Source organism: Ruegeria sp. YTSA108, from assembly GCF_059610185.1.
The window spans coordinates 38,333-62,324 of record NZ_JBXWND010000004.1; the positions used below are offsets into that span (position 1 = coordinate 38,333).

23 protein-coding genes are annotated in these 23,992 nt (G+C 57.1%); 14 read left to right on the forward strand and 9 right to left on the reverse strand.

The window, feature by feature from the left end:
• Positions 1-22: 22 nt before the first annotated feature.
• The 8 genes from AC2FHW_RS07480 to AC2FHW_RS07515 all read left to right on the forward strand — a co-directional run bounded on the left by AC2FHW_RS07480 (position 23) and on the right by AC2FHW_RS07515 (position 6,632).
• Entirely contained in the window at positions 23-838 is an 816-nt protein-coding gene (locus AC2FHW_RS07480; protein ID WP_271949065.1) for a PaaX family transcriptional regulator C-terminal domain-containing protein, read from the forward strand.
• Between the two features lie 203 nt (positions 839-1,041).
• Positions 1,042-2,244, forward strand: coding sequence for a 3-oxoadipyl-CoA thiolase (gene pcaF, locus AC2FHW_RS07485; RefSeq protein WP_271949063.1), 1,203 nt, complete (start codon positions 1,042-1,044; stop codon positions 2,242-2,244).
• A 15-nt stretch (positions 2,245-2,259) separates the two neighbouring features.
• The gene (gene paaA, locus AC2FHW_RS07490; RefSeq protein ID WP_271949060.1) at positions 2,260-3,237 is read left to right on the forward strand and encodes a 1,2-phenylacetyl-CoA epoxidase subunit PaaA; all 978 of its coding nucleotides are present in this window, start codon (positions 2,260-2,262) and stop codon (positions 3,235-3,237) included.
• A gap of 23 nt (positions 3,238-3,260) precedes the next feature.
• Positions 3,261-3,545, forward strand: coding sequence for a 1,2-phenylacetyl-CoA epoxidase subunit PaaB (gene paaB, locus AC2FHW_RS07495; protein WP_142639870.1), 285 nt, complete (start codon positions 3,261-3,263; stop codon positions 3,543-3,545).
• Positions 3,545-4,303, forward strand: a complete 759-nt coding sequence (gene paaC, locus AC2FHW_RS07500) for a 1,2-phenylacetyl-CoA epoxidase subunit PaaC (RefSeq protein ID WP_271949058.1) — start codon at positions 3,545-3,547, stop codon at positions 4,301-4,303. The genes paaB and paaC overlap by 1 nt, the downstream gene beginning before the upstream one ends.
• Positions 4,304-4,308: 5 nt before the next feature.
• Positions 4,309-4,770, forward strand: a complete 462-nt coding sequence (gene paaD / locus AC2FHW_RS07505; RefSeq protein ID WP_142639942.1) for a 1,2-phenylacetyl-CoA epoxidase subunit PaaD — start codon at positions 4,309-4,311, stop codon at positions 4,768-4,770.
• 13 nt (positions 4,771-4,783) lie between these two features.
• The gene (locus AC2FHW_RS07510) at positions 4,784-5,857 is read left to right on the forward strand and encodes a 2Fe-2S iron-sulfur cluster-binding protein (RefSeq protein ID WP_496728818.1); all 1,074 of its coding nucleotides are present in this window, start codon (positions 4,784-4,786) and stop codon (positions 5,855-5,857) included.
• 13 nt (positions 5,858-5,870) lie between these two features.
• On the forward strand, positions 5,871-6,632 hold the full coding sequence (locus AC2FHW_RS07515) for a Phenylacetic acid catabolic protein (RefSeq protein ID WP_271949049.1): 762 nt from the start codon (positions 5,871-5,873) through the stop codon (positions 6,630-6,632).
• A gap of 33 nt (positions 6,633-6,665) precedes the next feature.
• On the opposite strand, the gene AC2FHW_RS07520 is transcribed toward AC2FHW_RS07515, so the two are convergent.
• From AC2FHW_RS07520 to AC2FHW_RS07535, 4 genes are all read right to left on the reverse strand, one after another.
• Positions 6,666-7,406, reverse strand: coding sequence for a maleate cis-trans isomerase family protein (locus AC2FHW_RS07520; RefSeq protein ID WP_142639862.1), 741 nt, complete (start codon positions 7,404-7,406; stop codon positions 6,666-6,668).
• A gap of 8 nt (positions 7,407-7,414) precedes the next feature.
• Positions 7,415-8,578 (reverse strand): M24 family metallopeptidase, encoded by a 1,164-nt coding sequence (locus tag AC2FHW_RS07525; RefSeq protein ID WP_281972863.1) that lies wholly within the window; start codon positions 8,576-8,578, stop codon positions 7,415-7,417.
• Positions 8,575-9,729, reverse strand: coding sequence for an amidohydrolase (locus AC2FHW_RS07530; protein ID WP_496676863.1), 1,155 nt, complete (start codon positions 9,727-9,729; stop codon positions 8,575-8,577). Before AC2FHW_RS07530 ends, AC2FHW_RS07525 begins: the two co-directional genes overlap by 4 nt.
• 105 nt (positions 9,730-9,834) lie before the next feature.
• A complete protein-coding gene (locus AC2FHW_RS07535) occupies positions 9,835-10,299 on the reverse strand; it encodes an Lrp/AsnC family transcriptional regulator (protein WP_271949042.1) in 465 nt (154 codons plus the stop codon).
• Positions 10,300-10,424: 125 nt separating this feature from the next.
• Between AC2FHW_RS07535 and AC2FHW_RS07540 the strand changes: the two genes are divergently transcribed.
• The 4 genes from AC2FHW_RS07540 (at position 10,425) to AC2FHW_RS07555 (ending at position 14,524) form a co-directional block, all read left to right on the forward strand.
• The gene (locus tag AC2FHW_RS07540; RefSeq protein WP_496676866.1) at positions 10,425-11,474 is read left to right on the forward strand and encodes a pyridoxal-phosphate dependent enzyme; all 1,050 of its coding nucleotides are present in this window, start codon (positions 10,425-10,427) and stop codon (positions 11,472-11,474) included.
• Between the two features lie 23 nt (positions 11,475-11,497).
• Complete coding sequence (locus tag AC2FHW_RS07545) at positions 11,498-12,550, forward strand: TRAP transporter substrate-binding protein (RefSeq protein ID WP_271949037.1); 1,053 nt, start codon at positions 11,498-11,500, stop codon at positions 12,548-12,550.
• Positions 12,551-12,642: 92 nt separating this feature from the next.
• Positions 12,643-13,179 (forward strand): TRAP transporter small permease, encoded by a 537-nt coding sequence (locus AC2FHW_RS07550; RefSeq protein ID WP_271949035.1) that lies wholly within the window; start codon positions 12,643-12,645, stop codon positions 13,177-13,179.
• Between the two features lie 61 nt (positions 13,180-13,240).
• Positions 13,241-14,524: a TRAP transporter large permease gene (locus AC2FHW_RS07555; RefSeq protein ID WP_496821790.1), complete on the forward strand. Its 1,284-nt coding sequence runs from the start codon at positions 13,241-13,243 to the stop codon at positions 14,522-14,524.
• 59 nt (positions 14,525-14,583) lie between these two features.
• On the opposite strand, the gene AC2FHW_RS07560 is transcribed toward AC2FHW_RS07555, so the two are convergent.
• Positions 14,584-15,888, reverse strand: a complete 1,305-nt coding sequence (locus AC2FHW_RS07560) for a UDP-glucose dehydrogenase family protein (protein ID WP_142639848.1) — start codon at positions 15,886-15,888, stop codon at positions 14,584-14,586.
• Positions 15,889-16,048: 160 nt separating this feature from the next.
• On the opposite strand from AC2FHW_RS07560, the gene gmd reads away from it, so the two are divergent.
• Together gmd and fcl are read left to right on the forward strand one after the other, a co-directional pair.
• Entirely contained in the window at positions 16,049-17,173 is a 1,125-nt protein-coding gene (gene gmd / locus AC2FHW_RS07565) for a GDP-mannose 4,6-dehydratase (protein ID WP_496821723.1), read from the forward strand.
• Between the two features lie 10 nt (positions 17,174-17,183).
• The gene (fcl, locus tag AC2FHW_RS07570) at positions 17,184-18,161 is read left to right on the forward strand and encodes a GDP-L-fucose synthase (protein ID WP_496702161.1); all 978 of its coding nucleotides are present in this window, start codon (positions 17,184-17,186) and stop codon (positions 18,159-18,161) included.
• Between the two features lie 32 nt (positions 18,162-18,193).
• Here fcl and AC2FHW_RS07575 read toward each other — a convergent pair whose 3' ends face one another.
• The 4 genes from AC2FHW_RS07575 to AC2FHW_RS07590 form a co-directional block, all read right to left on the reverse strand.
• Entirely contained in the window at positions 18,194-19,270 is a 1,077-nt protein-coding gene (locus AC2FHW_RS07575; protein ID WP_496821725.1) for a DUF2793 domain-containing protein, read from the reverse strand.
• 207 nt (positions 19,271-19,477) lie between these two features.
• Positions 19,478-20,914, reverse strand: coding sequence for a mannose-1-phosphate guanylyltransferase/mannose-6-phosphate isomerase (locus AC2FHW_RS07580; RefSeq protein WP_271949025.1), 1,437 nt, complete (start codon positions 20,912-20,914; stop codon positions 19,478-19,480).
• 66 nt (positions 20,915-20,980) lie between these two features.
• Positions 20,981-21,874, reverse strand: coding sequence for a UTP--glucose-1-phosphate uridylyltransferase GalU (gene galU, locus AC2FHW_RS07585; protein WP_281995135.1), 894 nt, complete (start codon positions 21,872-21,874; stop codon positions 20,981-20,983).
• A gap of 311 nt (positions 21,875-22,185) precedes the next feature.
• Positions 22,186-23,991 (reverse strand): ABC transporter ATP-binding protein, encoded by a 1,806-nt coding sequence (locus AC2FHW_RS07590; RefSeq protein ID WP_496821727.1) that lies wholly within the window; start codon positions 23,989-23,991, stop codon positions 22,186-22,188.
• Position 23,992 lies beyond the last annotated feature (1 nt).

Genomic DNA, 23,992 nt, shown 5'->3' on the forward strand with positions numbered 1-23,992 from the left:
CTGGCCCGATTATACTTGCTGCATGAAAGATTCAGCCCCCGATTGGTTTGAAACCTGCGTTAGCCATCTGACCTCTGAGGGTACGCAACGGGTGTGGTCCGTGCTGGTGACGATATTCGGTGATCTGGCGCAGGAAGAAACAGATCAGATAAGTGGTGCGGTGATCACCGCACTGACCAGCCTTGCCGGGATCAAGGCCGAAGCCACGCGTGTTGCCCTGCATCGGCTGCGCAAGGATGGCTGGATTGAAAGCACCCGCAAAGGGCGCAGCAGCTTTCACCGCCTGACCGCGTTTGGCCGTCATCAGAGTGTGACCGCCGCACCGCGTATCTATGCCAAGGAAGCGCCGGAACCCGGCCTCTGGCATGTACTTATCGCCAGCAATTCGGACTCATCGCGCAAAGAATTGGCTGACCTGATGCTGACTGGGGACTACATCTCTCTCAATCCCGCAACGTCGATGGCTCCGGGTCAGGTTCCGGCGGGTCTTGAAGAGCTGATGGGCGTGGAAAGCAGCGCTATCTCTGTTCCTGGCTGGCTTCGGGATCTCTGCGGGCCAGAGGCGTTGAAAACCGCCTATGATCAGTTCTTGAGATCGACACAGATCATCGACCAAGAGATGCCATCTGAGGGGGCGGGCGACCCGATGAAGACGGCCATTCTGCGTGTCCTGATCGTGCATAATTGGCGCCGTATTGTTCTGCGCCATCCCGCCTTTCCTGCAGCGTTTCTGCCCGCTGACTGGAAAGGCCCTGCATGCCGGGCGGCTGTATCTCAGTTGTTGGAAAAACTGCCGCGCCCGGATTTAACATCCTTGGAAGCCGAGCTGGACAGCTAGGTTTTCTTTAGCGTCACCTATCTGATCCGCCCGATGCTGGTCATTCGGCGATCATTGCGGGCGTATCTCTCGCGCTTAATGTTACATAAAAACTAAAAAAGAAGAAGAACTCGTAACATTAAGCTTGCCTCGAATCGATGGACGCCCTAAAAACCGACCATGCGGTCAATGATACGGATCAGCACCTACAGGAGAACTAAGTGATGGACGCATTCATTTGCGACGCGACGCGCACTCCGATTGGGCGATATGGGGGGGCTTTGTCGTCAGTCAGGACAGATGATCTGGCCGCGATCCCATTGGCCGCCCTGAAAGAGCGCAACCCGCAGGTTGATTGGGCCAGCGTTGATGATGTGATCTATGGCGATGCCAATCAGGCGGGTGAAAGCAACCGCAATGTGGCGCGGATGGCGGCCTTGTTGGCTGGATTGCCGGTTGATGTGCCTGGAACAACAGTGAACCGATTGTGCGCCAGTGGAATGGATGCGGTTGGAATGGCAGCGCGGGGCATCAAGGCGGGCGATTATGATCTGGCTGTGGCCGGCGGTGTCGAAAGCATGTCGCGCGCGCCCTTTGTGATGCCCAAGGCGACCTCGGCCTTTACCCGCAGCAATGCGGTCTATGACACCACAATCGGTTGGCGCTTTGTGAACCCGAAGATGAAACAGGCCTATGGCATCGACTCGATGCCGCAAACGGCCGACAATGTGGCCGAAGACTTTGGTATCAGCCGCGATGACCAAGATGCTTTTGCGGCGCGCAGTCAGGCCCGATGGGCCGCCGCGCATGAGGCAGGTCTGTTCCGGGATGAAATCACCCCGGTCACGATCCCGCAACGCAAGGGCGATCCGATCATTGTTGATACGGATGAACATCCGCGCCCAGATGTTACCGTGGACAAACTGTCTGGTCTCAAAGGTGTCAACGGGCCGGATACGACGGTGACCGCTGGCAACGCCTCGGGCGTCAATGACGGCGCTGCGGCCATTTTGATGGCCAATGAGGCGGCAGCATCAAAGAACGGCCTGACCCCGATGGCCCGAGTCGTGGGCATGTCTGTCGCCGGGGTTGAGCCGCGTGTCATGGGCATTGGCCCGGTTCCGGCTAGCCGCAAAGTTTTGGCCCGCGCCGGGCTGAGCATCGAGCAAATGGACGTGATAGAGTTGAATGAGGCCTTCGCGTCCCAGGGTCTGGCGACACTGCGCGAACTGGGTCTGCCAGACGACGCGCCACAGGTGAACCCGAATGGGGGCGCGATTGCCATTGGCCACCCGTTGGGCATGTCCGGCGCAAGGTTGGTTATGACCGCGGCCTATCAGTTGCGGCGCACGGGCGGGCGATACGCGCTGTGCACCATGTGTGTCGGCGTCGGTCAGGGCGCAGCGCTTATTCTTGAACGCGTATAGGGGAGATGACGGGACATGTATGCTCAGATGGTTAAGTCCGAGGCGACACAGGAAGATCCTGCAAAGCTCGCTGCCTTTCAGTCGCGCATAGACGCTGACGAAAAGATCGAACCCAAGGATTGGATGCCCGAAGGCTATCGCAAGACGCTGATCCGCCAGATCGGCCAGCACGCCCATTCCGAAATCGTTGGACAACTGCCCGAGGCGAACTGGATCACACGGGCACCCACACTGGAACGCAAGGCGATCCTGTTGGCAAAAGTTCAGGACGAGGCCGGGCATGGTCTGTACCTTTACTGCGCCGCCGAAACACTGGGTGTCAGCCGGGATGAGATCACCGAAATGCTGCTGGACGGGCGCATGAAATACTCGTCCATCTTCAACTATCCCACCCTGAACTGGGCTGATGTTGGTGCCGTTGGCTGGCTGGTGGATGGCGCCGCGATCATGAACCAGGTGCCGTTGCAGCGCACGTCTTACGGTCCCTATTCACGCGCCATGATCCGCATCTGCAAAGAAGAGAGCTTTCATCAGCGTCAGGGCTATGACGCCATCCGCAAGATGGCCGAAGGCACGCCGGACCAGAAACGAATGGCGCAGGACGCTTTGAACCGCTTTTGGTACCCATCGCTGATGATGTTTGGACCGTCCGACAAGGACTCGGTGCATTCGACGCAGTCGATGAAATGGAAGATCAAGATGAACACCAATGACGAGCTGCGTCAGAAATTCGTCGATCAGACTGTGCCACAGGCCGAGTATCTGGGCCTGACCATCCCTGACCCAAAGCTGAATTGGAACGACGATCGCGGCCATTATGATTTTTCAGAACCTGACTGGTCCGAGTTCTTCGATGTCATCAGTGGCAATGGCCCCTGCAACACCGACCGGCTGGCCGCCCGAAACCAAGCCTGGGACGACGGCAAATGGGTGCGCGACGGGCTGATGGCCTATGCCGAAAAGAAACGCTCTGGCACAGTGGCTGCCGAATAAGCCGACCCTGAGGAGGAAACCCGATGAAAAACGAATGGCCCCTGTGGGAAGTCTTTATCCGCGGTCAGCATGGTATGAGCCACCGTCACGTCGGCTCGTTGCATGCCCCTGACGCGGAGATGGCCATCAAGAACGCGCGCGATGTCTATACCCGCCGCAATGAAGGTGTGTCGATCTGGGTGGTCGAGGCGAATAATATCTCGGCCTCCTCGCCCAGCGACAAGGGCCCATTATACGAGCCCAGCGAAAGCAAGGTCTATCGTCACCCAACCTTTTTCGACATCCCCGATGAAGTGGGGGCCATGTGATGGACCGGGACACGGCATTTGTACAATTCCTTCTACGGATGGGCGACAACGACCTGGTCCTTGGCCATCGCGTCAGCGAATGGTGCGGCCATGCGCCGGTGCTGGAAGAGGATATCGCACTGGCCAACACGGCCTTGGACCTGATCGGGCAGACTCAGATGTGGTTGGGTCTGGCGGGGGAAATCCAAGGCGGCAAAACTGCTGACGATCTGGCCTTTCTGCGCGATGCCTGGGATTTCCGCAATGTGCTGCTGGTCGAGGTTCCCAATGGGGATTTTGGCCGGACCCTGATGCGCCAATTCCTGTTCGATGCATGGCATTCCATCATGCTGGGACGCTTGCTCAACTCTACGGATGACCGTGTCGCGGCCATTGCCGCGAAAGCCAGTAAAGAGGTGGCATATCACCTGGAACGCTCGGGCGACACGGTGGTTGGTCTGGGGGACGGAACAGCGGAAAGCCACGCCCGGATGCAGTCGGCTCTGGACTACCTGTGGCCGTATGTAGGCGAGATGTTCACCAGCGACGAAGTTGACGCCGAGATGGTCGCGGCGGGCATTGCGCCGAACCCCGCGGATCTGAGCGCGGAGTTTGACGCTTTGGTGCAGCGGATCCTGTCCGAGGCGACCTTGACGATCCCGGAAGGCGCGTTTGCCCATAAAGGTGGGCGTGACGGGCGGATGCATACGGAACATCTGGGTCATCTGTTGACACAGATGCAGTGGCTGCAACGCGCCTATCCCGAAGCAAGCTGGTAACGCCGATGGATCGGGCATCGACCAAACAAATCTGGGAATGGCTGGATGCTGTTCCTGACCCTGAAATTCCGGTGATTTCGGTGGTCGATCTTGGCATTGTGCGCGATGTGCAGTGGCAGGACGAGACGTTGAAGGTGACGGTCACTCCAACCTATTCCGGCTGTCCGGCAACATCCATTATCAGCCTGGATATCGAAACCGCCTTGCACGATCGCGGGATCAGTGACGTGCAGATCGAAACCAGCATCGCCCCGGCCTGGACCACCGACTGGCTCAGCGAAAAGGGCCGCGCCCGGTTGGAGGACTATGGCATTGCCCCACCGCAACCGGCGGGCGGCCCGGATCGCTGCCCGCGCTGCGGTAGCAAAGCGGTCGAGAAGGTCAGCCAGTTCGGTTCGACCCCTTGCAAGGCGCATTGGCGATGCACCGACTGCCTGGAACCATTTGACTATTTCAAGTGCATCTGAGGAGGACCACCGGATGGCACGTTTCCACGACCTGAAAGTCACAGATATCCACAAAACCATTCGCGATGCGGTGGTGGTGACACTGGAACCTGTGAACGGCGCTGCAGATCAGTTCGATTTCACCGCCGGTCAATATCTGACATTTCGTCGCGAATTTGAGGGCGAAGAACTGCGCCGGTCCTACTCGATCTGCGCGGGCAAGGATGAAGGCGTGCTGCAGGTTGGCATCAAACGTGTTGAAGGCGGCGCCTTTTCCGGATGGGCGAATACTGAACTGAATGTCGGCGACATCGTCGAGGCAATGCCGCCGATGGGCAGCTTTCATACTCCGATAGATGCGGGTGCGGAAAAGCAATATCTGGGCTTTGCAGGGGGCTCGGGGATTACGCCGGTGCTGTCGATCCTCAAAACGACCCTCGCACAGGAACCGCAATCACGCTTTACCCTTATCTATGCCAATAAGGGCATCAACACGATCATGTTCCGCGAGGATCTCGAAGACCTCAAGAACCTCTATATGGGTCGCCTCAACGTGATCCACGTTCTTGAGACGGATTCACAAGAGATCGAGCTGTTCACCGGTTTGGTGACCCAGGAAAAATGCGCGCAGCTGTTCAAACATTGGGTCGATATCGACCATGTCGACACCGCATTTATCTGCGGCCCGGAACCGATGATGCTGGGCATTGCCGCCGCATTGCGCGAACACGGACTGGATGACAGCCAGATCAAGTTTGAACTGTTCGCCAGCGCCCAGCCCGGACGGGCCAAGGCTAAGCCCGTTTCGGCAGAAACGGGTACGCAGGGCAATCAAAGCAGCGCGTCGATCACGCTGGATGGATCCACTCAGACCGTGACCATACCCAAGGACCAATCCATCCTTGAGGCGGCCCTGGCAAACGCTATGGATGCCCCGTTTGCCTGCAAGGCGGGTGTCTGTTCGACCTGCCGCTGCAAGGTGCTTGAGGGTGAGGTCGAGATGCTCGCCAATCACGCGCTGGAAGATTACGAAGTGGAAAAAGGCTATGTGCTAAGCTGCCAGGCCTATCCGGTAACAGACCGCGTGGTCGTCGATTACGACCGGTAGAAAGGGGGCAGATATGTCCGATTCAATGACACTCGACAGCTATCTGGCCGCAGGCGGTGTTCTGACCAACCCATCGAACGTGCCGCCTCGCTATCGGGCCGAGCTGATGAAGCTGATGGCGACATTTGTCGACAGCGAACTGGCTGGGGCTGCCGGGTTTGCCGACATCATCAATCAGGGGCCGGGGATCAAGGAACGGATCGCCGCCGCAAAGATCGTGCTGGAAAAGTCAGACCACGCAAATTGTGTTCTCAGCATCATGGGCGAATTTGGCGCAGATACCGAACGCTATGCCAATCACCATCCTTGGACCATGCGCTTGTCGCGGGATGCGGATATAGGGGCCACCCGGTCCGAGCATGACATGCGTCTGGCGGTGTTCAACTATCCGCTGTCTGGCTGGACGGACGCTGTAGTCATGAACCTGCTGATGAGCCGCGCGGTGGCCGAACAACTGGCCGAGTATTCCACCATCTCGTATCAGCCTCTGGCCGAAGCCTTCCGATCCATCGCCCCGGTCGAGGCACATCATGGCGAGCTGGCGTTGGAAGGGGCGGTCAAACTGATCGAGAACGGTGCGGCGGACGACATGCAGAACTCGGTCACTTACTGGTGGCCTCGGGTTGCGGTGTCCTTCGGCGGCGATGACCCGAAACGGTTCGAGCTGTTGAAATCAATGGGCCTGCGTCGCAACACAAACAGCGCATTGCAGGACCGTTGGGGCCAGACAATGGCTGCAACTCTGGCAACGCTTGGCCTCAAATCGCCTGCTTGAACGAAAGCGCCCTAGGCGGACACCCTTCTCGCTCTATCCAAAGAGCCGTCCGAACTGAGGGTTGAGGTCCTCAATGCCGGCCAATCGAAGCATATGCCAGGCAAGCGCCTGATTACTGGAAATGACTGGAATCCCGATCTTTTCTTCTGCCTGAACAATGACGTCAAGGCATCGCAGATTCGTGCAAGAGACAATGACAGCATCGCAGGGCGCTTGAGCCGCGACCTTTTCAATAGCGTCAAGGATCGACCCTTCTGTGATCCGCGCAACAACGCGATCATTTCCTTCCTCGAACGACCCGAAACCTGCGATTTCGAAACCGGCCTGTTCCAGCTTTGTGCGCATCCCAGCGGAAACTTCGGGAATATAGGGGGTGACGAAGCCCAATCGTCGGGCTCCTAAATGCTGACCGGCAGCGATGATTGCCGCCAACGGATCTGTCACACGTGCATCCGGGCAGACCGTCTTTATCACCTTGGCCACATTCTCGGACCCGATCACGGTCGAGGCCGAGGTACAGCCAAATCCGATTGCATCAAAGCTGAGCGATGGTGGCAAAAGCCGTGCCGTCGCAGGCAAGTCCTGTTCCATCCGTGCCAATGTGTCGGGTCGGATTTCGGGCACCATCGGAATCCGGCTGTGATAGAGCGCGACACCAGCTAGGCACATGATCCGAGAGAATTCGTTCTCTAACGTCTCGTCAGTCTCAAGAACAATCACACCCAGATTGGCGCGGGTGCCAATGCCTTCGTCTGTTTCGAAATCAAGCTTCATGATTGGCCTCAGATGATTGGTAGTTCAGGCGCGGCGCGTTTGGTCAAAAGCTCCGCCCCACTTGCACGTATGACGATGTTCTCTTCGTGCACCATGACCCGACCGTCGCCATAGCCAAGCGATGGTTCAAGGGTCAGTACCATATTTTCGGCGATCTCGGTTGTATCCCAACTGGTGTGCGAGGGCCATTCGGTCAGCTGCATGCCAAGCCCATGACCCAGCCTGCCGACGTCACCACCCTGATCGTCGAGCTCCGTGATCACCTTCTGCATCGCTTGAAACAATTCTCGGCAAGTCGCTCCGGGGCGAGCTGCGGCCATCCCGGCCTCAGTCGCGCGCCAAAGAACATCATATGCATGGCGTGAGGCGTCATCGGCGCGGCCAATGGCCCAATTCCGATCGAAGTCGCAAAAATACCCGTCCCAGTTGGAACCGGTGTCGAGCATCAGCACATCGCCGCGCGCCAGTGGTCGGCGGGACGGGGGCGAGATGACGTCGTGATAGCCGCCCGTATCCGCACCGCCGACCAAATACGGAACATCATCGGCACCCTGCGCCAGCCCTTCGCGCCGAAAGGAGCGGAACACATCCTCAAGCGGCTGCCCTTCGCGGGCGATTTCGGGCACCCGCTCAAATGTGCGCGACCCGATGGCGCAGATATAGGTGAGTTTTTCGATCTCGGCCTCGGATTTCACCATTCGCAAGCCTCGGACGATCTCGGTCGCGTCAGTGATCTTTAGCCCATTCAGGCCCGCCAACAGCCGCTCATAATCGCCAAGCGGCATCCGCAAATGGGTTTCGTGCCCCTTCATCAATCCAACGGTTTCACCACGGCTGGCATGTGGCGCCAGCAGATCGGTCAACAGCCCGATACCGTCATCCTTTGGTGCAGGTGCGCCCCAGGTGCGGATATCTGTGACCCAGGTTCGCCGCATAAGGTCTGCGCCGATCTCAGGGATGATTGCGATGGGCTTGCCGGTTGCCGGGATGAACAGGAACCATGGGCGAGTCGGGCTTTGCCAAAACAGCGTGTGGAACCCGCTGAAATAGCGCACATCCGGTTCAGTTGTCAGCAATATGCCCGCCATACCGGTTTCGGCCATCTTTGTCTGGGCCGCTGCGGTACGCGTTGCGAATTCTTGTTGGTCAAAACCACGTCGTGGGGCGTTCATGACTCTTGATCCTTTCGCGGGGGCAACCGGTCCTGAACCAATCGGGTCCAGAATTCAGCTCCGATCGGCAGCAGTTCATCATTGAAATCATAGTCAGAAGCATGGAGCGGTTGGCCATGCGGCCCGGCCTCGCCATTGCCCAGCAACAGGAAACATCCCGGCACGGCGGCCGAAAACTGGGCGAAATCCTCAGAAAAACTCATCGGTGCCCGATCTTTGATCAGGTCACAACCGGCGGCTTCGGCTGCGCGATATACCGCAAGGGCCGGGGTGGCGGCGTTGATGGTCTCGACGAACTGCGTATCAAAGCTGACCGATGCTTGAATGCCGTGTGCTGCCGCAATCCCTTCGGTGATCTGACGCATGAAACCTTCGATGGCGTTGCGGTCCTCGGGCGATCTGGCGCGAAAATCTCCTTTGAGAGTGGCGTTGCCCGGCAAGACATTTCGCTGGCCGTCCGTCAGGAATTCGGTCACGGAAACTACCGCGCCAGAGGCGGGCGCAAGCTTTCGTGCCACCACGGTCTGCAATGCCACCACAATCTCGGACCCTACGGTAATTGCATCAACGCCGGTTTGTGGCATCGAGGCATGACCGCCCTGGCCTTTAACCGTGATCTCGAACAGGGTTTCACTGTTACAGATAATACCGGCGCGGGTCGAAATCTGACCGGTTGGAGCGCCTGGCAAATTGTGGATTGCATAGATTTCTTCGACCGGAAATTGTTCTAGCACACCGTCGTCGATCATCGCGCGCGCGCCCAGGCCGTGCTCTTCGTTTGGCTGGAATAGAAAAACAACCGTACCGTCAAAGGTAGGTTCTTTCGCCAGACGCTCTGCCGCCCCAAGCAGCATGGTTGTATGACCATCGTGGCCACAAGCATGCATCACACCGGGTGAGGTCGAGACATAGTCATGGGACGAGGTTTCGGTGATTGGAAGCGCATCCATGTCAGCACGCAGGCCAATGGCTTTGTTGCCACCGCCGGATCGAAGCACACCGACAACGCCTGCGCCTTCGTGCACTTCGATCCCAAGGGCGCGCAGCCGTTCAGCGACAACCGACTTGGTTCGCGTCTCTTGAAAGCCCAGTTCCGGGTGCCTGTGCAAATCCCGCCGAAGCGCGATCATACGGTTTTCTAAATCGCTCATTTCTTCATCCGCGTGTGAGTTGCATCGGTTCTACAGGATAGGGCTGCGTGTTTCGCATCAAATTTCCGACCCTAAAGCAGAAAAAATTGCACAAAAGCGCCAAGTTCAGATCGGAAGTTCCAGACCAATCTTTGTTCGGTCCATCGCGACGGATGTGCGAAATCTGCGGACATTCGAGTTATCGAAAAACAAGCGATGGGTCAGGTCCTCGAAATCCTCCATGTCCTGTGCGACGCAGATAAGAACAAAGTCGGCATCACCGGTCACATAATAGCATTGCTGAACTTGCGGCTCGTTCCTGGCGCGTTTGCGGAACAGATCGAGTTGCTGAAGCGATTCCCGGTCAAGTTCGACCAGAACGATGAAGGTCATCTTATAATCAAAGCGCGACGGGTTTAGTACCGCGACCTCTTTCAGGATCAGCCCGGAATCTCGCAACCGCTTGAGCCGCCGCTGCACCGAGGGAACTGAAAGACTGCATTCTTGCGCCAGCTGTTCCAGCCCGATTCGACAATCCCTTTGCAGGGTTCTGAGGATTATCGTGTCTGCATCATCAAGTTGTTGGTTCATGAAAAATCCTCGCGATGGAAGAGGCAGGTTTGAAACATATTATCGAGATTAGGGTCAAATACGATAAATAGAAATAGGTCGATCATGCACAATCTCTGCACATGGAAAAAGCGGATGAAAAATACATGACAGCGACCGACGACCTAAGCTTCGCCCCGGATTTCGTCCGTGCGCAGGAGTTTTTTCAGGGGCAAGAGACCTACGCTGTATCGCCGCTGATTGAAATCACGGGGCCTGATGGTCAGAGCATTCTGGTCAAGAACGAGACAGAGCGTATGGGGCTTGGCGCGTTCAAAGCTTTGGGGGCGCCCTATGCGGTTGCACGCCTTCTCGAGGATGCATGGCTCGAGAATACCGGTGAAACGCTCTCCCTCACGCGGATGAAGGATGCCGCTTTTCGAGAATTCGCATCTGGCCACACATTCGTCTGCGCAAGTGCAGGCAACCACGGAATGGGCGTTGCGGCTGGGGCGCGGGCGATGGGTGCAAAGGCGCGAATTCATCTGGCGCAGACCGTACCGCAAGGGTTCGGCGACCGTCTTAGAACCTTCGGTGCCGAGGTTGTCCGTTCGGGCGATGTTTATGACGAAAGCGTCGCCGCCGCTATTGCTGACGCCAAAACCACCGGTGCCACGCTTTTGGCCGACGGAACCTGGCCTGGTTACACCGAGATTCCGAAACTGGTGATGGAGGGCTATTGCGTCATCGCCGAAGAGTTGCGCGCGCGGTTCGAGGCTTCGGGGCAGTGGCCTACGCATGTCTATCTGCAGGCCGGTGTCGGTGGGTTGGCCGCCGCAATGTCGCATATGATCCGTCTGAACTGGGCGGAACAGCCTGAACTGATCGTTGTCGAACCCGGCGCTGCGTCCTGTTTGCGGGCCAGTCACTTGGCCGGACGGGCCACCCGCAGCGATGGGCCGGATTCGAATATGGGTCGGCTTGACTGCAAGGCACCGTCGATCGTGGCCTGGGATGTGCTCGAGCGCTGCGGCGTGAGCTACGAAACCCTTTCCGAAGAAGAAGGCCAGGCAGCCGCAGAAGCTGTCACAGCACTTGGAATCGCGACCACGCCGTCAGGCGCGGCCGGTTACGGCGCCCTGTGCAAGAGAACCAACCAACAGGCGAGGACGCAGGAATTACGTCCTCTTGTCATCATCTCAGAAGGGCTCGCATGAGCGGGCAAGAAAGGACTAACAGAATGACATCCATTTTTAGCAAGCTGATAACCTCGGCGGTTTTCGCGGCAGGTCTGTCGACTGCTGCCTTTGCGGACACCTGGAAATTCGCCTCGGAAGAGGACAAAGGCGACGTACAGGATATCTTTGCACAGGCCTTCGCCGAAAGTGTCAAAGAGCAGTCCGATGGCGACATCAAAGTGCGTATCTACTACTACGGTCAGTTGGGTACCGAGAACGATATTGTCGAGCTGACATCTAAGGGTACGGTCCAGTTCGTATCGGTGGGCACCGGTCACCTGGGGTCTTATGTGCCCGAGGCACAGGTTCTTGATCTGCCCTATGTTCTGGGCGGTGATATCGACGTGATCCGCGAAGTTCTGACCACCAGCCCGACCATCTATGAAGACCTCAGCGAGAAATTCGAGAAGGTGAACCTGAAGCTACTCACCATGATCTCGGAAGGCGACATGGCCTGGGGTGCCAACAAGGCGATCCGCAGCCCGGCGGATTTTGAAGGCCAGAAAATCCGTACCTTCACTTCGACCATTCCGGTGGAAACCTTCAAGGCGTTTGGCGCCAACCCGACGCCTTTGTCCTGGGGCGAGGTCTATGGCGCGCTGCAGTTGAAGACCGTCGATGGCATGGTGAACCCGATCTATTTCATCTACAACGCCAAGTGGCATGAGGTTCAGGATTACCTGATCTTCCCGGGCCAGCTTCCTTACGTCGGCACCGTTTCCACCAACAGTGAATGGTTCAACGGTCTGCCCGCGGATCAGCAAGAGATGGTCAAGAACGCCATCGCCAAGGGCGAGCAGGCTGCGCATGATTATCAGATCAAGATCAATCTGGAAAACATGGACAAGATCAAGGCCGAGCGCCCCGATCTGCAGGTCATCGTCTTGACTGAGGACGAGCGCGCTGTCTTTGAAGCCCAAAGCGCCACATTGCACGAAACATTCTTCGATGTGGTCGAAAACGCCTATGACGACGCCGAGAAACCTGCGGCCCGCGCGCAAGCCCAGAAGATCCTCGACGGCCTGCTTAACGAGGTGAGCAATGCGTCGCAATAAAAGCTGACATCACTGAAAGGCGCGGCGTCTCATTCAGACGTCGCGTCTTTCATTTACGGAACGCTGACTGGCGGGCCGAGGGAGGGAAAATCATGAAAAGCGCTTTGGTCGCCCTAAGTAGGGGCACCGAGTTCATCGAGAAATTCGTTATCATTCTGGCCATATTGTTGATGATGGTGAATTCGACCGCAAACGCTATTGGCCGCTACGCCTTTGGCAAAAGCCTGTTCTTCTCGGAAGAGCTGAACCAGTTTCTGATTGTCAGCGTGACCTTTTTTGGATTTGCCTATGCGGTTCGGAAAGGTCGAAACATTCGGATGACGGCGGTTTATGACACGCTGTCCCGACGATCCAAGAAGGTGATCCTGACGCTGATTTCGATCACGACCAGCATGCTGCTGGCCTTTTTGGCCTATAAGTCCGTGTTCTACGTGCTTGAGATCAAAGAGCTGAACCGTCTGAGCCCGGCGCTGCAGTTTCCGGTCTATATCATCTACTCGGTGATCCCGGTCGGCCTGTTTATGGCCAGCCTGCAATATCTGATCGCATTCATCATGAATGTCACTCATGTCGGCATCTGGCACTCGTACGAAGTCGAGGACAATGACGCAGTGGATGTAGGAGTCTGAGATGCCCGGATTCCTTGATTTCCTTGGCGATGTCATAGCTGGTGAGCTGGATATCTATGTCATCACCTTTGCTCTGGTCGTGGCGATGGTGGTTCTGCTGTTCCTCAGCTACCCGATGGTTGTTCCGCTAGCGGTTGCCACGCTGATTGGCCTTGTTCATTTCTCGCAAAGCGATACTGGCGTCATCATCCAACAGATGGTCACTGGCATTTCGCCAAACGCGCTGATCGCTGTGCCGATGTTCATATTCGCCGCCGATATCATGGCGAGAGGTCATACGGCCAATAATCTGCTTGGGCTGATCGAAGCCTTTGTCGGTCACCGCCGAGCCGGATTGCCGATCACGGCCTGCATCAGTTGCACATTGTTCGGCTCGGTTTCGGGTTCGACTCAGGCGACCGTGGTTTCGATTGGTCAGATCATGCGGCCAAAGCTGCTGAAGGCCGGTTACAAGGACAGTTTTGTCATGGCGTTGATCATCAATGCCAGCGACATCGCCTTCCTTATCCCTCCAAGCATCGGGATGATCCTATATGGCACGCTGGCCAATACCAGCGTGGGCGAACTGTTCATTGCAGGAATTGGTCCGGGCGTTGTTCTGGCGCTGATGTTTTCGGTCTATTGCTATTTCTACAGCGTCCTGCAGGGCGATCTGATCGCGCGGGTGCCAAAGAAATCCGGTGCCGAGCGGCGCGCAGCGTTTCGCAAGGCCATACTGCCGCTTGGTTTCCCGGTCCTGATCGTCGGCGGTATCTACACCGGCGCAGTGACCCCGACCGAAGCAGCCTCGTTTTCGGTGCTTTATGCGCTGATCGTCGAATGCGTGATTTATAGGGAACTGAAACTCAACGACGTTTTGGATTCCGCTCTCAGCACAGGATTGATTACGGCGGTTGTGTTCATCCTTGTCGGGATCGGTCAGGCGTTTTCCTGGTATATTTCCTTCGAACAGATTCCACAGGGCCTGTTAGAGCCGCTGAACCTGGAAGGCGCGTCGCAGGAATACATCCTGTTCATCATAGCGCTGTGCTTCTTCGTGGGATGTATGTTCGTCGACTCGCTGGTCGTGCTTGTCATCCTTACGCCAATCTTCGTTCCGATCGTGGATGCCTCGGGGATTGATCCGGTTCTTGTCGGGGTTATGGTGACGCTGCAGATGGCCATCGGATCAGCAACACCGCCGTTTGGCTGCGATATCTTCACCGCAATCGCGATTTTCAACAGACCTTATCTTGAGGTGATCCGGGGCACTTTGCCGTTCTTCGCGATCCTGGCGCTGATAACGGCTATGCTGATCTACTTCCCAGGTATCGCCCTGTTCCTCAGGGATCTGGCGGCGTTTTGACAAAATGAATGAAGGATGGCCGGTTGTTTTGAATCGGCCATCCAAACTTGATCCGAAGATCAGCGCCCAATACCGACGTAACTATCGAAGCCGGATTTCTTGACGGCGGGTTCGGAATAGATATTGCGCAGATCGACCATTCGGGGGGATTTCATCGTGCCAGCTAGTTCGCTCAGATTGAGCGCACGGAACTCGTTCCATTCGGTCAACAGCACAACGACATCCGCATCTGCAGCAGCAGCATAGGGGTCTTCGCACCATTCGACGCCGGGCAGCAGGGCCTCACCTTCGGAACGCCCCTGAGGGTCGACAACCCGCACCGTTGCCCCACCACCGATCAGTGCAGGCACTATAGTTAACGAGGGCGCATCACGCATATCGTCGGTATTGGGTTTGAAGGTCACGCCCAGAACAGCGATCGTTTTTCCATTGAAACTGTCGTCGCAGACATCTCGGATTTTCTGGATCATCCGTTTCTTGACCTCGTCATTCACCCGGATGACGGTTTCGGTGATCTGCATCGGGTGGGCATGTTCCTGACCGATCCGGGCCAAAGCGGCGGTGTCTTTTGGAAAGCACGATCCGCCATATCCCGGACCTGCATGTAGGAATTTATTGCCAATGCGCCCATCCAGACCGATGCCTCGGGCGACCTCTTTCACGTCGCCGCCAACACGTTCGCACAGGCCTGCGATCTCATTAATAAAGGTGATCTTGGTCGCAAGAAACGCGTTAGCGGCGTATTTGATCATCTCTGCGCTTTCCAGATCGGTGGTCAGGATCGGGAAGTCCCGCAGGTAAAGCGGGCGGTATATTTCCGCCATGACATCGGCGGCGCGGTCTGATTCAACGCCGACAACCACACGATCCGGGCGCATGAAATCATCAATGGCGGCCCCTTCGCGCAGGAATTCAGGGTTCGAGGCGACGTCGAATTCGGCCTTCGGGTTGGCGGCAGAAATGACCTGATGCACCTTGCGATTGGTGCCAACTGGAACGGTCGATTTGGTTACCACCACAGTGTAGCCCGTAATCGCATGCGCAATTTCTTCTGCGGCGGCCATCACATAAGTCAGATCGGCGTGACCGTCCCCTCGACGTGTGGGCGTGCCCACGGCAATAAAAACAGCATCCGCACCATCCACTGCTGCGGCCAGGTCCGTGGAAAAGCTGAGCCGACCAGCGGCTACGTTTTTGGCCATCAGGACGTCAAGCCCGGGCTCATATATCGGGACTTCGCCAGCCTGCAGCATCTCAATTTTCTGTTCGGCCTTGTCGACGCAAATGACATCATGGCCGAAATCGGAAAAACATACCCCGGACACCAAACCTACATAGCCGGTTCCGATCATCGCAATACGCATACTAAAATACCCTTCTTAACAAATACCGCCTTTGGCGCGCACACATTCGAAGAAAGTTCCGCCGGTTTCAATGCCTGTCAGCGTGCTTGGGTTGCATTCCGGGGATTCTTGCTGTTTTTGGGTCGGCAATCATACACATTTGTTTTCGTAGGGCGGAACTATGACAAAAACGGCATTAATCACCGGGATTACCGGACAAGACGGATCGTATCTGGCCGAGTTTTTGTTGGAAAAAGGTTATGAAGTTCACGGCATTAAGCGTAGGGCGTCCTCATTCAACACGCAACGCATCGATCACATCTATCAGGATCCACACGTTCCCAATCCCAAACTGCACCTGCACTATGGAGATCTGAGCGATACGTCTAACCTGACGCGAATCATTCGCGAAGTGCAGCCGGACGAGGTCTATAACCTAGGCGCACAGTCCCATGTGGCCGTCAGTTTTGAATCCCCGGAATACACTGCGGATGTGGATGCCATTGGTACTTTGCGTTTGCTGGAAGCGATACGTTTTCTCGGGCTCGAGAAAAAGACACGCTTCTATCAGGCCTCGACCTCGGAACTCTACGGTCTGGTGCAAGAGACCCCGCAACGCGAAACCACCCCGTTCCACCCACGGTCACCTTATGCGGTTGCCAAACTTTATTCGTACTGGATCACGGTCAATTACCGTGAGGCCTATGGCATGTATGCCTGTAACGGGATCCTGTTTAACCACGAAAGCCCGCGCCGGGGCGAAACTTTTGTTACCCGCAAGATCACACGCGGTTTGGCAAATATTGCGCAAGGGCTGGAAAGCTGCCTGTACATGGGGAATATCGACAGTCTGCGGGATTGGGGCCACGCGAAGGACTATGTGCGGATGCAATGGCTGATGCTGCAGCAGGACAATCCTGAGGATTTCGTGATTGCGACCGGGGTTCAGTATTCGGTACGTCAGTTCATTGAATGGTCGGCAGCCGAGCTTGGCGTTTCACTGGAATTCACCCGGTCAGGCGTTGACGAAACCGCGACTGTCGTCTCGATCGAGGGGGACAAAGCCCCGGGATTGAAACCCGGTGACGTCGTGATGCGGATAGACCCGCAATATTTTCGCCCGGCCGAGGTCGAGACCCTTCTGGGCGATCCCTCAAACGCCAAGAACAAACTGGGTTGGGTACCAGAACTGACCGTGCAGGAAATGTGCGCTGAGATGGTGACCGAAGACCTGAAGACGGCCAAACGTCACGCGCTTTTGAAAGAGCACGGGTTTGAGCTGCCAATGAGCCTGGAAAACGGCTGAGGAGGCCCTCATGCGTAAGATCTATGTTGCCGGGCATCGTGGTATGGTTGGCGGCGCAATCCTGCGCCGTTTGCAAAACCGCAAGGACGAAGGCGAAGCGCTGGAGTTGATCACGCGCAGGCATTCCGAACTGGATCTGACCGACCAACCCGCCGTGCGTGATTTTATGCAGACTGAGCGTCCGGATATGGTGATCCTAGCCGCGGCCAAGGTTGGTGGGATTCACGCAAATAACACCTACCCCGCAGATTTCATTTACGAAAACCTGATGATTGAATGCAACGTGATCCATCAGGCTTTTGCAGCGGGGGTAAAGCATTTGCTGCAACTGGGCAGCTCGTGCATTTACCCACGGGCTGTGCCTCAGCCCATGCGTGAAGACGCTTTGCTGACCGGCGTGCTGGAACCCACCAACGAACCCTATGCCGTTGCAAAGATCGCCGGGATCAAGCTGTGTGAAAGCTATAATCGCCAACATGGCGTCGATTACCGGTCGGTTATGCCAACCAATCTTTACGGACCCGGAGACAATTTTCACCCCGAAAACAGCCATGTCCTGCCGGCCCTGATCCGCAGATTCCACGAGGCACAGCGCGACGGGCTGGAAGAAGTGGTGATCTGGGGCACAGGAAAACCGCGGCGCGAGTTTTTGCATGTCGATGATATGGCCGAGGCGTCCTTGTTTGTGCTCGACTTACCGCGCGATATCTACGATGCGAATACCCAGCCGATGCTGAGCCATATCAATGTGGGATGCGGCGAAGATATCTCAATCGCTGAGCTGGCGGCCCTGGTGGCCGGAACAACCGGATTCACGGGTAAGATCACTCAGGATGTCAGCAAGCCTGACGGGACACTGCGCAAGTTGATGGATGTGTCCCGACTGGCCGATATGGGGTGGCGAGCACGCGTTGGACTCGAAGATGGTATCCGGGAGACCTATGCGTGGTTTCTGGAGCAGGCAGACACCGATTTGCGCGCCAAATGACCGCCTGGGCATAGCTCCGGACGGTCTAAAGCTCAGAACCAGCGACCGGTTGCGATTACCGTTGGGGACAGGCTGCTTGTGTCCGAGGATGCCGATAGAACCTTAAAGGGCACTTCTGTTTCAGTGGCCGCGCCCAAACCTATAAACCGGCTTGTCGCGCCGCCACTGCCACCGACCGAGGGTGAAGTTCCGGACGCAAAGGCTACGGGAAAGCTCCAGGTGGTCTCGGCGCTGGAATACAGCGATCCTTCGGCGTTCACGCAATCGGTGGGCGTCAGAACGCCCGTGCAGATTTGTGTACCATCCGCAAACCGGACGTATTCGCCAGTGGCGGTTGATCCGCGTTCGACAACTGCGCCGGTCGGCACCCCGGCGGATTCAGACACAGTGCCCAGCAGATTTCCGGGGCAGTAGCCATAGTCGGCCCGCATCAGGCGACCTGCGGTGATGTCTTCGGCATCGTTTTGAATGGCAGAGCCAGAGGCTATTCCGGTGGCTGGGTCAAAGCTCAGCGCCTCGGTCCAGGATCCGCCATCAGCCGAGACTTTGATGGAAAAACTGGTGTTGCCGGACAATCCCATCTCCGCATGGCCAATCCAGTTTGACTGGAACAAAAGCGAGGCGGTATCCCCGGCCGCTGCCTTGTTGATCTTCAACTGGTGACCAGCCCCGTCATGGCTGAGCAACGTCGCAGGCGACCGGACCGATAGCCGATTGGTGCTGTCATACCCGGTTGCGATGCCCAACCCGTCCAGGTTCTGGGTCGCGACCTGAGGTTCGGACCAGTCTGCGCCGTCCCAGATCTTCAACCGGTTGGCCTGTTCATCCCAGGCCCGCCAGCCGATTCCCGGGGTCACAAAATGCCAGGCGTCATCCAACCAGGCCGCAAGGGCGCCCGGCTGCGCGGCCCAATCCCCGGTAGGGTTGGCGCCAAGCGCGTGAATCTCGCCCTGTTCCGGCACCGCAGGCGGGACCGAGGCGTTTGTCGACGCTACGCTCAGCTGGACAATCAGGTCCAGAGCACGCAGCGCCTCGTTATGGGTGACGTGTTTCTGGGCCTGCGAAGGTTGCAGGAAAGGTAAATCCAATCTGGGTGAGTTTTGTGACACGGGCGGCGTCCTCCTGTAGCTGTCGGTCCGACTATTGCATTGCGCGCTACATTGCCGTGCCCAGGATGAATTCGGTCTGATCTGACCGAACGTTCGAATAATCATTTGCTAACGTTTGGAGGATTCCATGGGGCGTAGCCAAAGGTCTGGATTCAACGAAAAAGGACAGCCGAAGCTGCCCTTAAGCTTACCAATCGCCGCTAAAGGTTAGCTGCGGGCGTACACATCCTCGTACCGGATGATGTCGTCCTCACCCAGATAAGACCCGGTCTGGACCTCGATCAGAACCATCGGCACCTTGCCCGGATTCTCCATCCGATGAACGGCGCCGAGCGGGATGTAGACAGACTGGTTTTCAGAGATCAGGCGCACATCTTCGTCGATCGTTACTTTTGCCGTGCCCTGAACAACGATCCAGTGTTCAGACCGGTGGTGATGGGATTGCAGGCTTAGTGAGGCGCCGGGGTGAACGTGTATGCGTTTGACCTGGAACCGATCCCCGATAACCAGGCTTTCGAACCAGCCCCAAGGGCGATGATCGACCGGCAGCGATTCCGCTTGTTTGGCGCCTTTGGCCTTCAGGGCCGCAACCGCCTGTTTGACGTCCTGAGCCTTGTCCATGCTGGCCACCAAAACCGCGTCAGGCATGGCGACCGCAATCATGTTTTCCAGACCCATCGCAACAACTTCTTGCGTGGGGGTTTCTGAACGCACCAATACGTTCCGGCAGTCAATGGTGGTAACCTGGCCCGTAGTGGCAACGCCATCGGCGTCTGGATTGCTCAGCTCTTGAACTGCCGACCAGCTGCCGACATCCGACCAGCCCGACGCATAGGGTACGACGCTCAGATTGCGGGCTTTCTCCATGACCGCGTAGTCGATCGAGATATCCTCGACCGTGCCCCAGGCTCGGGGATCGAGGCGCAGAAACCCGAGGTCGGCCTTTGCCTCACGGACGGCCTTGCCGACCGGGTCCAGCAGTGCGGACGCATGTTCTTTGAATGCAGCGATTATGTCTTTGACCGCGAAAAGAAATATCCCCGAATTCCAAAGATAGCTGCCATCGGCGATCATGGCTTGGGCATTCTGCAGATCAGGCTTTTCGACAAAACGGTCCAACGCAATGGCGGTGTTGCCCGTATCTGGGGCATGGCTGAGCTTGAGATATCCATAGCCGGTTTCCGGCCGGTCCGGAGTGATCCCGAAAGTGACGAGATCCCCACGATCCGAAATCGCGCGCGCGCCTTCGGTAACTGCCTGATGAAACGCAGCTTTGTCCGGGATGACATGGTCCGATGGGGCGACAAGCATGATCGCATCCGGGTTGCTGGCGGCCAGATACAACGCGGCGGCCAGAACCGCTGGTGCTGTGTTGCGCCCTTCGGGTTCGATCAAAATGGGACCCGGATCTATGCCAATCGCGCCCAGTTGTTCCGGAACCACAAAACGGAAGGCATCATTGGTAAGGATCAGCGGCTTGGCATAAGGCGCGTCCTTGGGTCCCTGCATTCGTTCAGCACAATCCTGAAGCAGGCTTGAATCACCGATCAGAGGGACGAACTGCTTGGGGTAACTTTTGCGCGACAGGGGCCACAGTCGGGTGCCGGACCCTCCGCAGAGTATGATGGGATGGATGGTGGTCATTGCGGCTTGCCTCGAAGGTTCTTGGACTTTGTCACTTTAGAAACGACATGCTGAAGGTTGCGGGCGCTATTGAGCGGCCTTCCCGGCGGCGACTATCTCGTTCAGATATTGGCTCAGGTCATCACGCAGATCGCTACGGGCCAGCGCAAAGGCAACAGTTGCCTGAAGGAACCCGGCTTTCGAGCCGCAATCAAATCGCTGGCCGTCGAATTTATAGCCAAACACGGGCACACCGTTACAGATGTCTTCTGCGATAGCATCGGTCAGCTGAATCTCACCGCCACTGCCCGTTTTCTTTTGGTTGAGATTGTACAGCACTGACGGCCCCAGAATATACCGACCGATAACGGCCAGGTTCGAGGGGGCTTCTTCCGGCTTGGGCTTTTCAACCATTCCTCTGGCGCGTACCACGGAGCCGACGTTTTCGCCTACATCCAGAACGCCATAGGAACTGGTTTTTTCGTTTGGCACTTCCATCGTTGCGACCATGTTGCCGCCGGTTTCCTCATAGGCTTCGACCATCTGCTGCAGACAGGGTTTATCAGCAGCAATGACGTCATCCGGCAACATTACGGCAAATGGCTCGTCGCCGATCAGCCGGCGGGCGCACCAGACCGCATGGCCCAGACCAAGCGCCTTGTGCTGGCGGATATAGGCGATGGCGCCGCTTTCCATATTCGTTGCATTCAGCGCTTCAAGCAGGTCATCCTTGCCCTTGGCCTTGAGCTCTTGTTCCAGAACGAGGTTGTGATCAAAGTAATCTTCCAGCGCAGATTTGCCACGCGAAGTTACAAAGATGAATTCGGTAATACCTGCGGCGCGGGCTTCGTCGATTGCGTATTGAACCAAAGGACGGTCAACCAGTGTCATGATCTCCTTGGGGACGGATTTTGTCGCTGGGAGAAAACGCGTGCCCAATCCCGCAACGGGGAAAATCGCCTTGGTGACCTTGCGTACCATGTTACCTCTCAAATTCAATTCTTGCCCGACCGCGTAGGGCAGGCCGGGGTTTCCTATTAGGCTGCGCAGTCAGAACAATCAATGACATCGCGGCCGCAGTCTAAAATCTGACAGGAAGGTGCCACCGGGGGTAGGGGAAGTCAAAACGAACCGCCGTTTGATGCCTTTGAAACCCGTCATTTACCGGTGTTTTGTTGTACAATCCGGCCCTTCGTCCATTCATTGGCAAGAATACGCCAAGAATCGTCATGAAGTCGTGCAAAGCCGAACCTGTCCCCGAGGCTGTTCATGCGGCCTCGGGGACAGGGGATTTATGTGTTCGCCAGGATTGTCTCAAGCGGATCATGCTCGGCGACGAAATGGTTCGGGGCGACCTCGTTCAGCTGAGGCACATATTCGTTCTGACCGGCCGACAACCGACTGGGCAGGAACCTAAGCGCCGCCTTTGGATCCATCGGCGAAGGCAGCTCGCCCGGCAATTTGAGGCGCTGGCGTTGCCGTTCCACATCCGGATCGGGGATCGGGACAGCCGAGATCAGCGATTTGGTATAGGGGTGCAGAGGCTGCGAACAGATCACCTCTCCATCTCCCAATTCGACGATGCGCCCCAGATACAGTACCATGATCCGGTTTGACACTGTCCGTACCACGGACAGGTCGTGGCTGATGAAAATCATCGACAGCCCGAATTCCTGCTGCAGCTCTTTCAAAAGCTCTACGATCTGGGCCTGGATCGACACGTCCAGAGCCGAGACCGCCTCGTCACAAATGATCAGCTTGGGCTTGTTGATCATCGCCCGCGCGATCCCGACCCGCTGGTTCTGCCCACCGGACAGCTCGTGCGGATAGCGGTTGATCATGTTGGCCTGCAGGCCGACCCGCTCCATCATTTCGCCGACCATTTTCTTGCGCTCACGCTCTGTCAGATCCGGGCGATAGGTTTTCAGCGGTTCAGCGATAGAGGCCGAGATAGTCATCCGCGGATCGAGGCTGGCCAGCGGATCCTGGAACACAATCTGCAGGTCCTTGCGGTACTTGTTCAGCTCGGCCCGCTTTAGCCCGACTATCGGATGGCCCAACCAGCTGACATTGCCACCGCTGGGTTCGATCAGCTGCAGAACCGCCCGCGCCAGTGTGGATTTGCCACAGCCGGATTCACCCACAACGCCCAGCGTCTCGCCCTTACGGATGTCAAAGCTGACACCGTCCACGGCCTTCAGCGGCACCGTGCGCCCGAACAGCCCGCCCGAGACATGGATCGGGAAATGCACTTTGACGTCATCGACCCGCAGCAGAGGTTCATCGGTTTCTGCCAGCGCTTCTGGCGCGTCACCGGCATCAATGCGCGGCATCGCTTCAAGCAGGGTGCGGGTGTATTCATGCTGCGGCGCGCGGAAGATCTCGCGTGTGTCCCCGGCCTCAACAAACTGACCCAGACGCATGACCTGAATGCGGTCACACATCCGTGCCACCACGCCCATGTCATGCGTGATCAGCGCAATGGCAGTGCCTTCGTCTTTTTGCAGGTGCACCATCAAGTCCAGAATGTCGGCCTGGACCGTCACATCCAGCGCCGTGGTCGGTTCATCGGCGATCAGCAGCTTTGGGCTGCACAACATCGACATGGCGATCATGACACGTTGGCGCATGCCCCCCGACAATTCGTGCGGGTATTGATCCAGACGACGGTTTGCCTCGGGGATGCGGACCCGATCCAACCACTCCAGACAGCGCGCCCGAGCGGCCGAACCCTGCAACCCTTCGTGAACCTGCAGAACCTCACGCATTTGCTGCCCGACCCGCAGATGCGGGGTCAGGGCGGTCAGCGGATCCTGAAAGATCATGCCGACGTCATCGCCCCGGATCTGGTTCAGCTTGTTGATCGGCAGATTCAGGATTTCCTTGCCATTCAGTGTGGCCGAACCGATTGCACGACCCGCTGAAGGCAACAGCCCCATCGCGGCCATGAAAGTCTGGCTTTTACCGGACCCGCTTTCGCCCACAATACCAAGGCATTCGCCCGGATTAATGTCAAAGCTGATGCCTTTGACGGCCTCGACCACACCATCGGGGGTGTCGAACTGGACGCTTAGGTCCTTAACAGAGAACAGGCTCATA

Bases quoted from the DNA above. Each gene is read 5' to 3' on its own strand.
- AC2FHW_RS07480 (WP_271949065.1), top strand. From the start codon at position 23: ATGAAAGATTCAGCCCCCGATTGGTTTGAAACCTGCGTTAGCCATCTG.
- pcaF (WP_271949063.1), top strand. From the start codon at position 1,042: ATGGACGCATTCATTTGCGACGCGACGCGCACTCCGATTGGGCGATAT.
- paaA (WP_271949060.1), top strand. From the start codon at position 2,260: ATGTATGCTCAGATGGTTAAGTCCGAGGCGACACAGGAAGATCCTGCA.
- paaB (WP_142639870.1), top strand. From the start codon at position 3,261: ATGAAAAACGAATGGCCCCTGTGGGAAGTCTTTATCCGCGGTCAGCAT.
- paaC (WP_271949058.1), top strand. From the start codon at position 3,545: ATGGACCGGGACACGGCATTTGTACAATTCCTTCTACGGATGGGCGAC.
- paaD (WP_142639942.1), top strand. From the start codon at position 4,309: ATGGATCGGGCATCGACCAAACAAATCTGGGAATGGCTGGATGCTGTT.
- AC2FHW_RS07510 (WP_496728818.1), top strand. From the start codon at position 4,784: ATGGCACGTTTCCACGACCTGAAAGTCACAGATATCCACAAAACCATT.
- AC2FHW_RS07515 (WP_271949049.1), top strand. From the start codon at position 5,871: ATGTCCGATTCAATGACACTCGACAGCTATCTGGCCGCAGGCGGTGTT.
- AC2FHW_RS07520 (WP_142639862.1), bottom strand. From the start codon at position 7,406: ATGAAGCTTGATTTCGAAACAGACGAAGGCATTGGCACCCGCGCCAAT.
- AC2FHW_RS07525 (WP_281972863.1), bottom strand. From the start codon at position 8,578: ATGAACGCCCCACGACGTGGTTTTGACCAACAAGAATTCGCAACGCGT.
- AC2FHW_RS07530 (WP_496676863.1), bottom strand. From the start codon at position 9,729: ATGAGCGATTTAGAAAACCGTATGATCGCGCTTCGGCGGGATTTGCAC.
- AC2FHW_RS07535 (WP_271949042.1), bottom strand. From the start codon at position 10,299: ATGAACCAACAACTTGATGATGCAGACACGATAATCCTCAGAACCCTG.
- AC2FHW_RS07540 (WP_496676866.1), top strand. From the start codon at position 10,425: ATGACAGCGACCGACGACCTAAGCTTCGCCCCGGATTTCGTCCGTGCG.
- AC2FHW_RS07545 (WP_271949037.1), top strand. From the start codon at position 11,498: ATGACATCCATTTTTAGCAAGCTGATAACCTCGGCGGTTTTCGCGGCA.
- AC2FHW_RS07550 (WP_271949035.1), top strand. From the start codon at position 12,643: ATGAAAAGCGCTTTGGTCGCCCTAAGTAGGGGCACCGAGTTCATCGAG.
- AC2FHW_RS07560 (WP_142639848.1), bottom strand. From the start codon at position 15,888: ATGCGTATTGCGATGATCGGAACCGGCTATGTAGGTTTGGTGTCCGGG.
- gmd (WP_496821723.1), top strand. From the start codon at position 16,049: ATGACAAAAACGGCATTAATCACCGGGATTACCGGACAAGACGGATCG.
- fcl (WP_496702161.1), top strand. From the start codon at position 17,184: ATGCGTAAGATCTATGTTGCCGGGCATCGTGGTATGGTTGGCGGCGCA.
- AC2FHW_RS07580 (WP_271949025.1), bottom strand. From the start codon at position 20,914: ATGACCACCATCCATCCCATCATACTCTGCGGAGGGTCCGGCACCCGA.
- galU (WP_281995135.1), bottom strand. From the start codon at position 21,874: ATGGTACGCAAGGTCACCAAGGCGATTTTCCCCGTTGCGGGATTGGGC.
- AC2FHW_RS07590 (WP_496821727.1), bottom strand. From the start codon at position 23,991: ATGAGCCTGTTCTCTGTTAAGGACCTAAGCGTCCAGTTCGACACCCCC.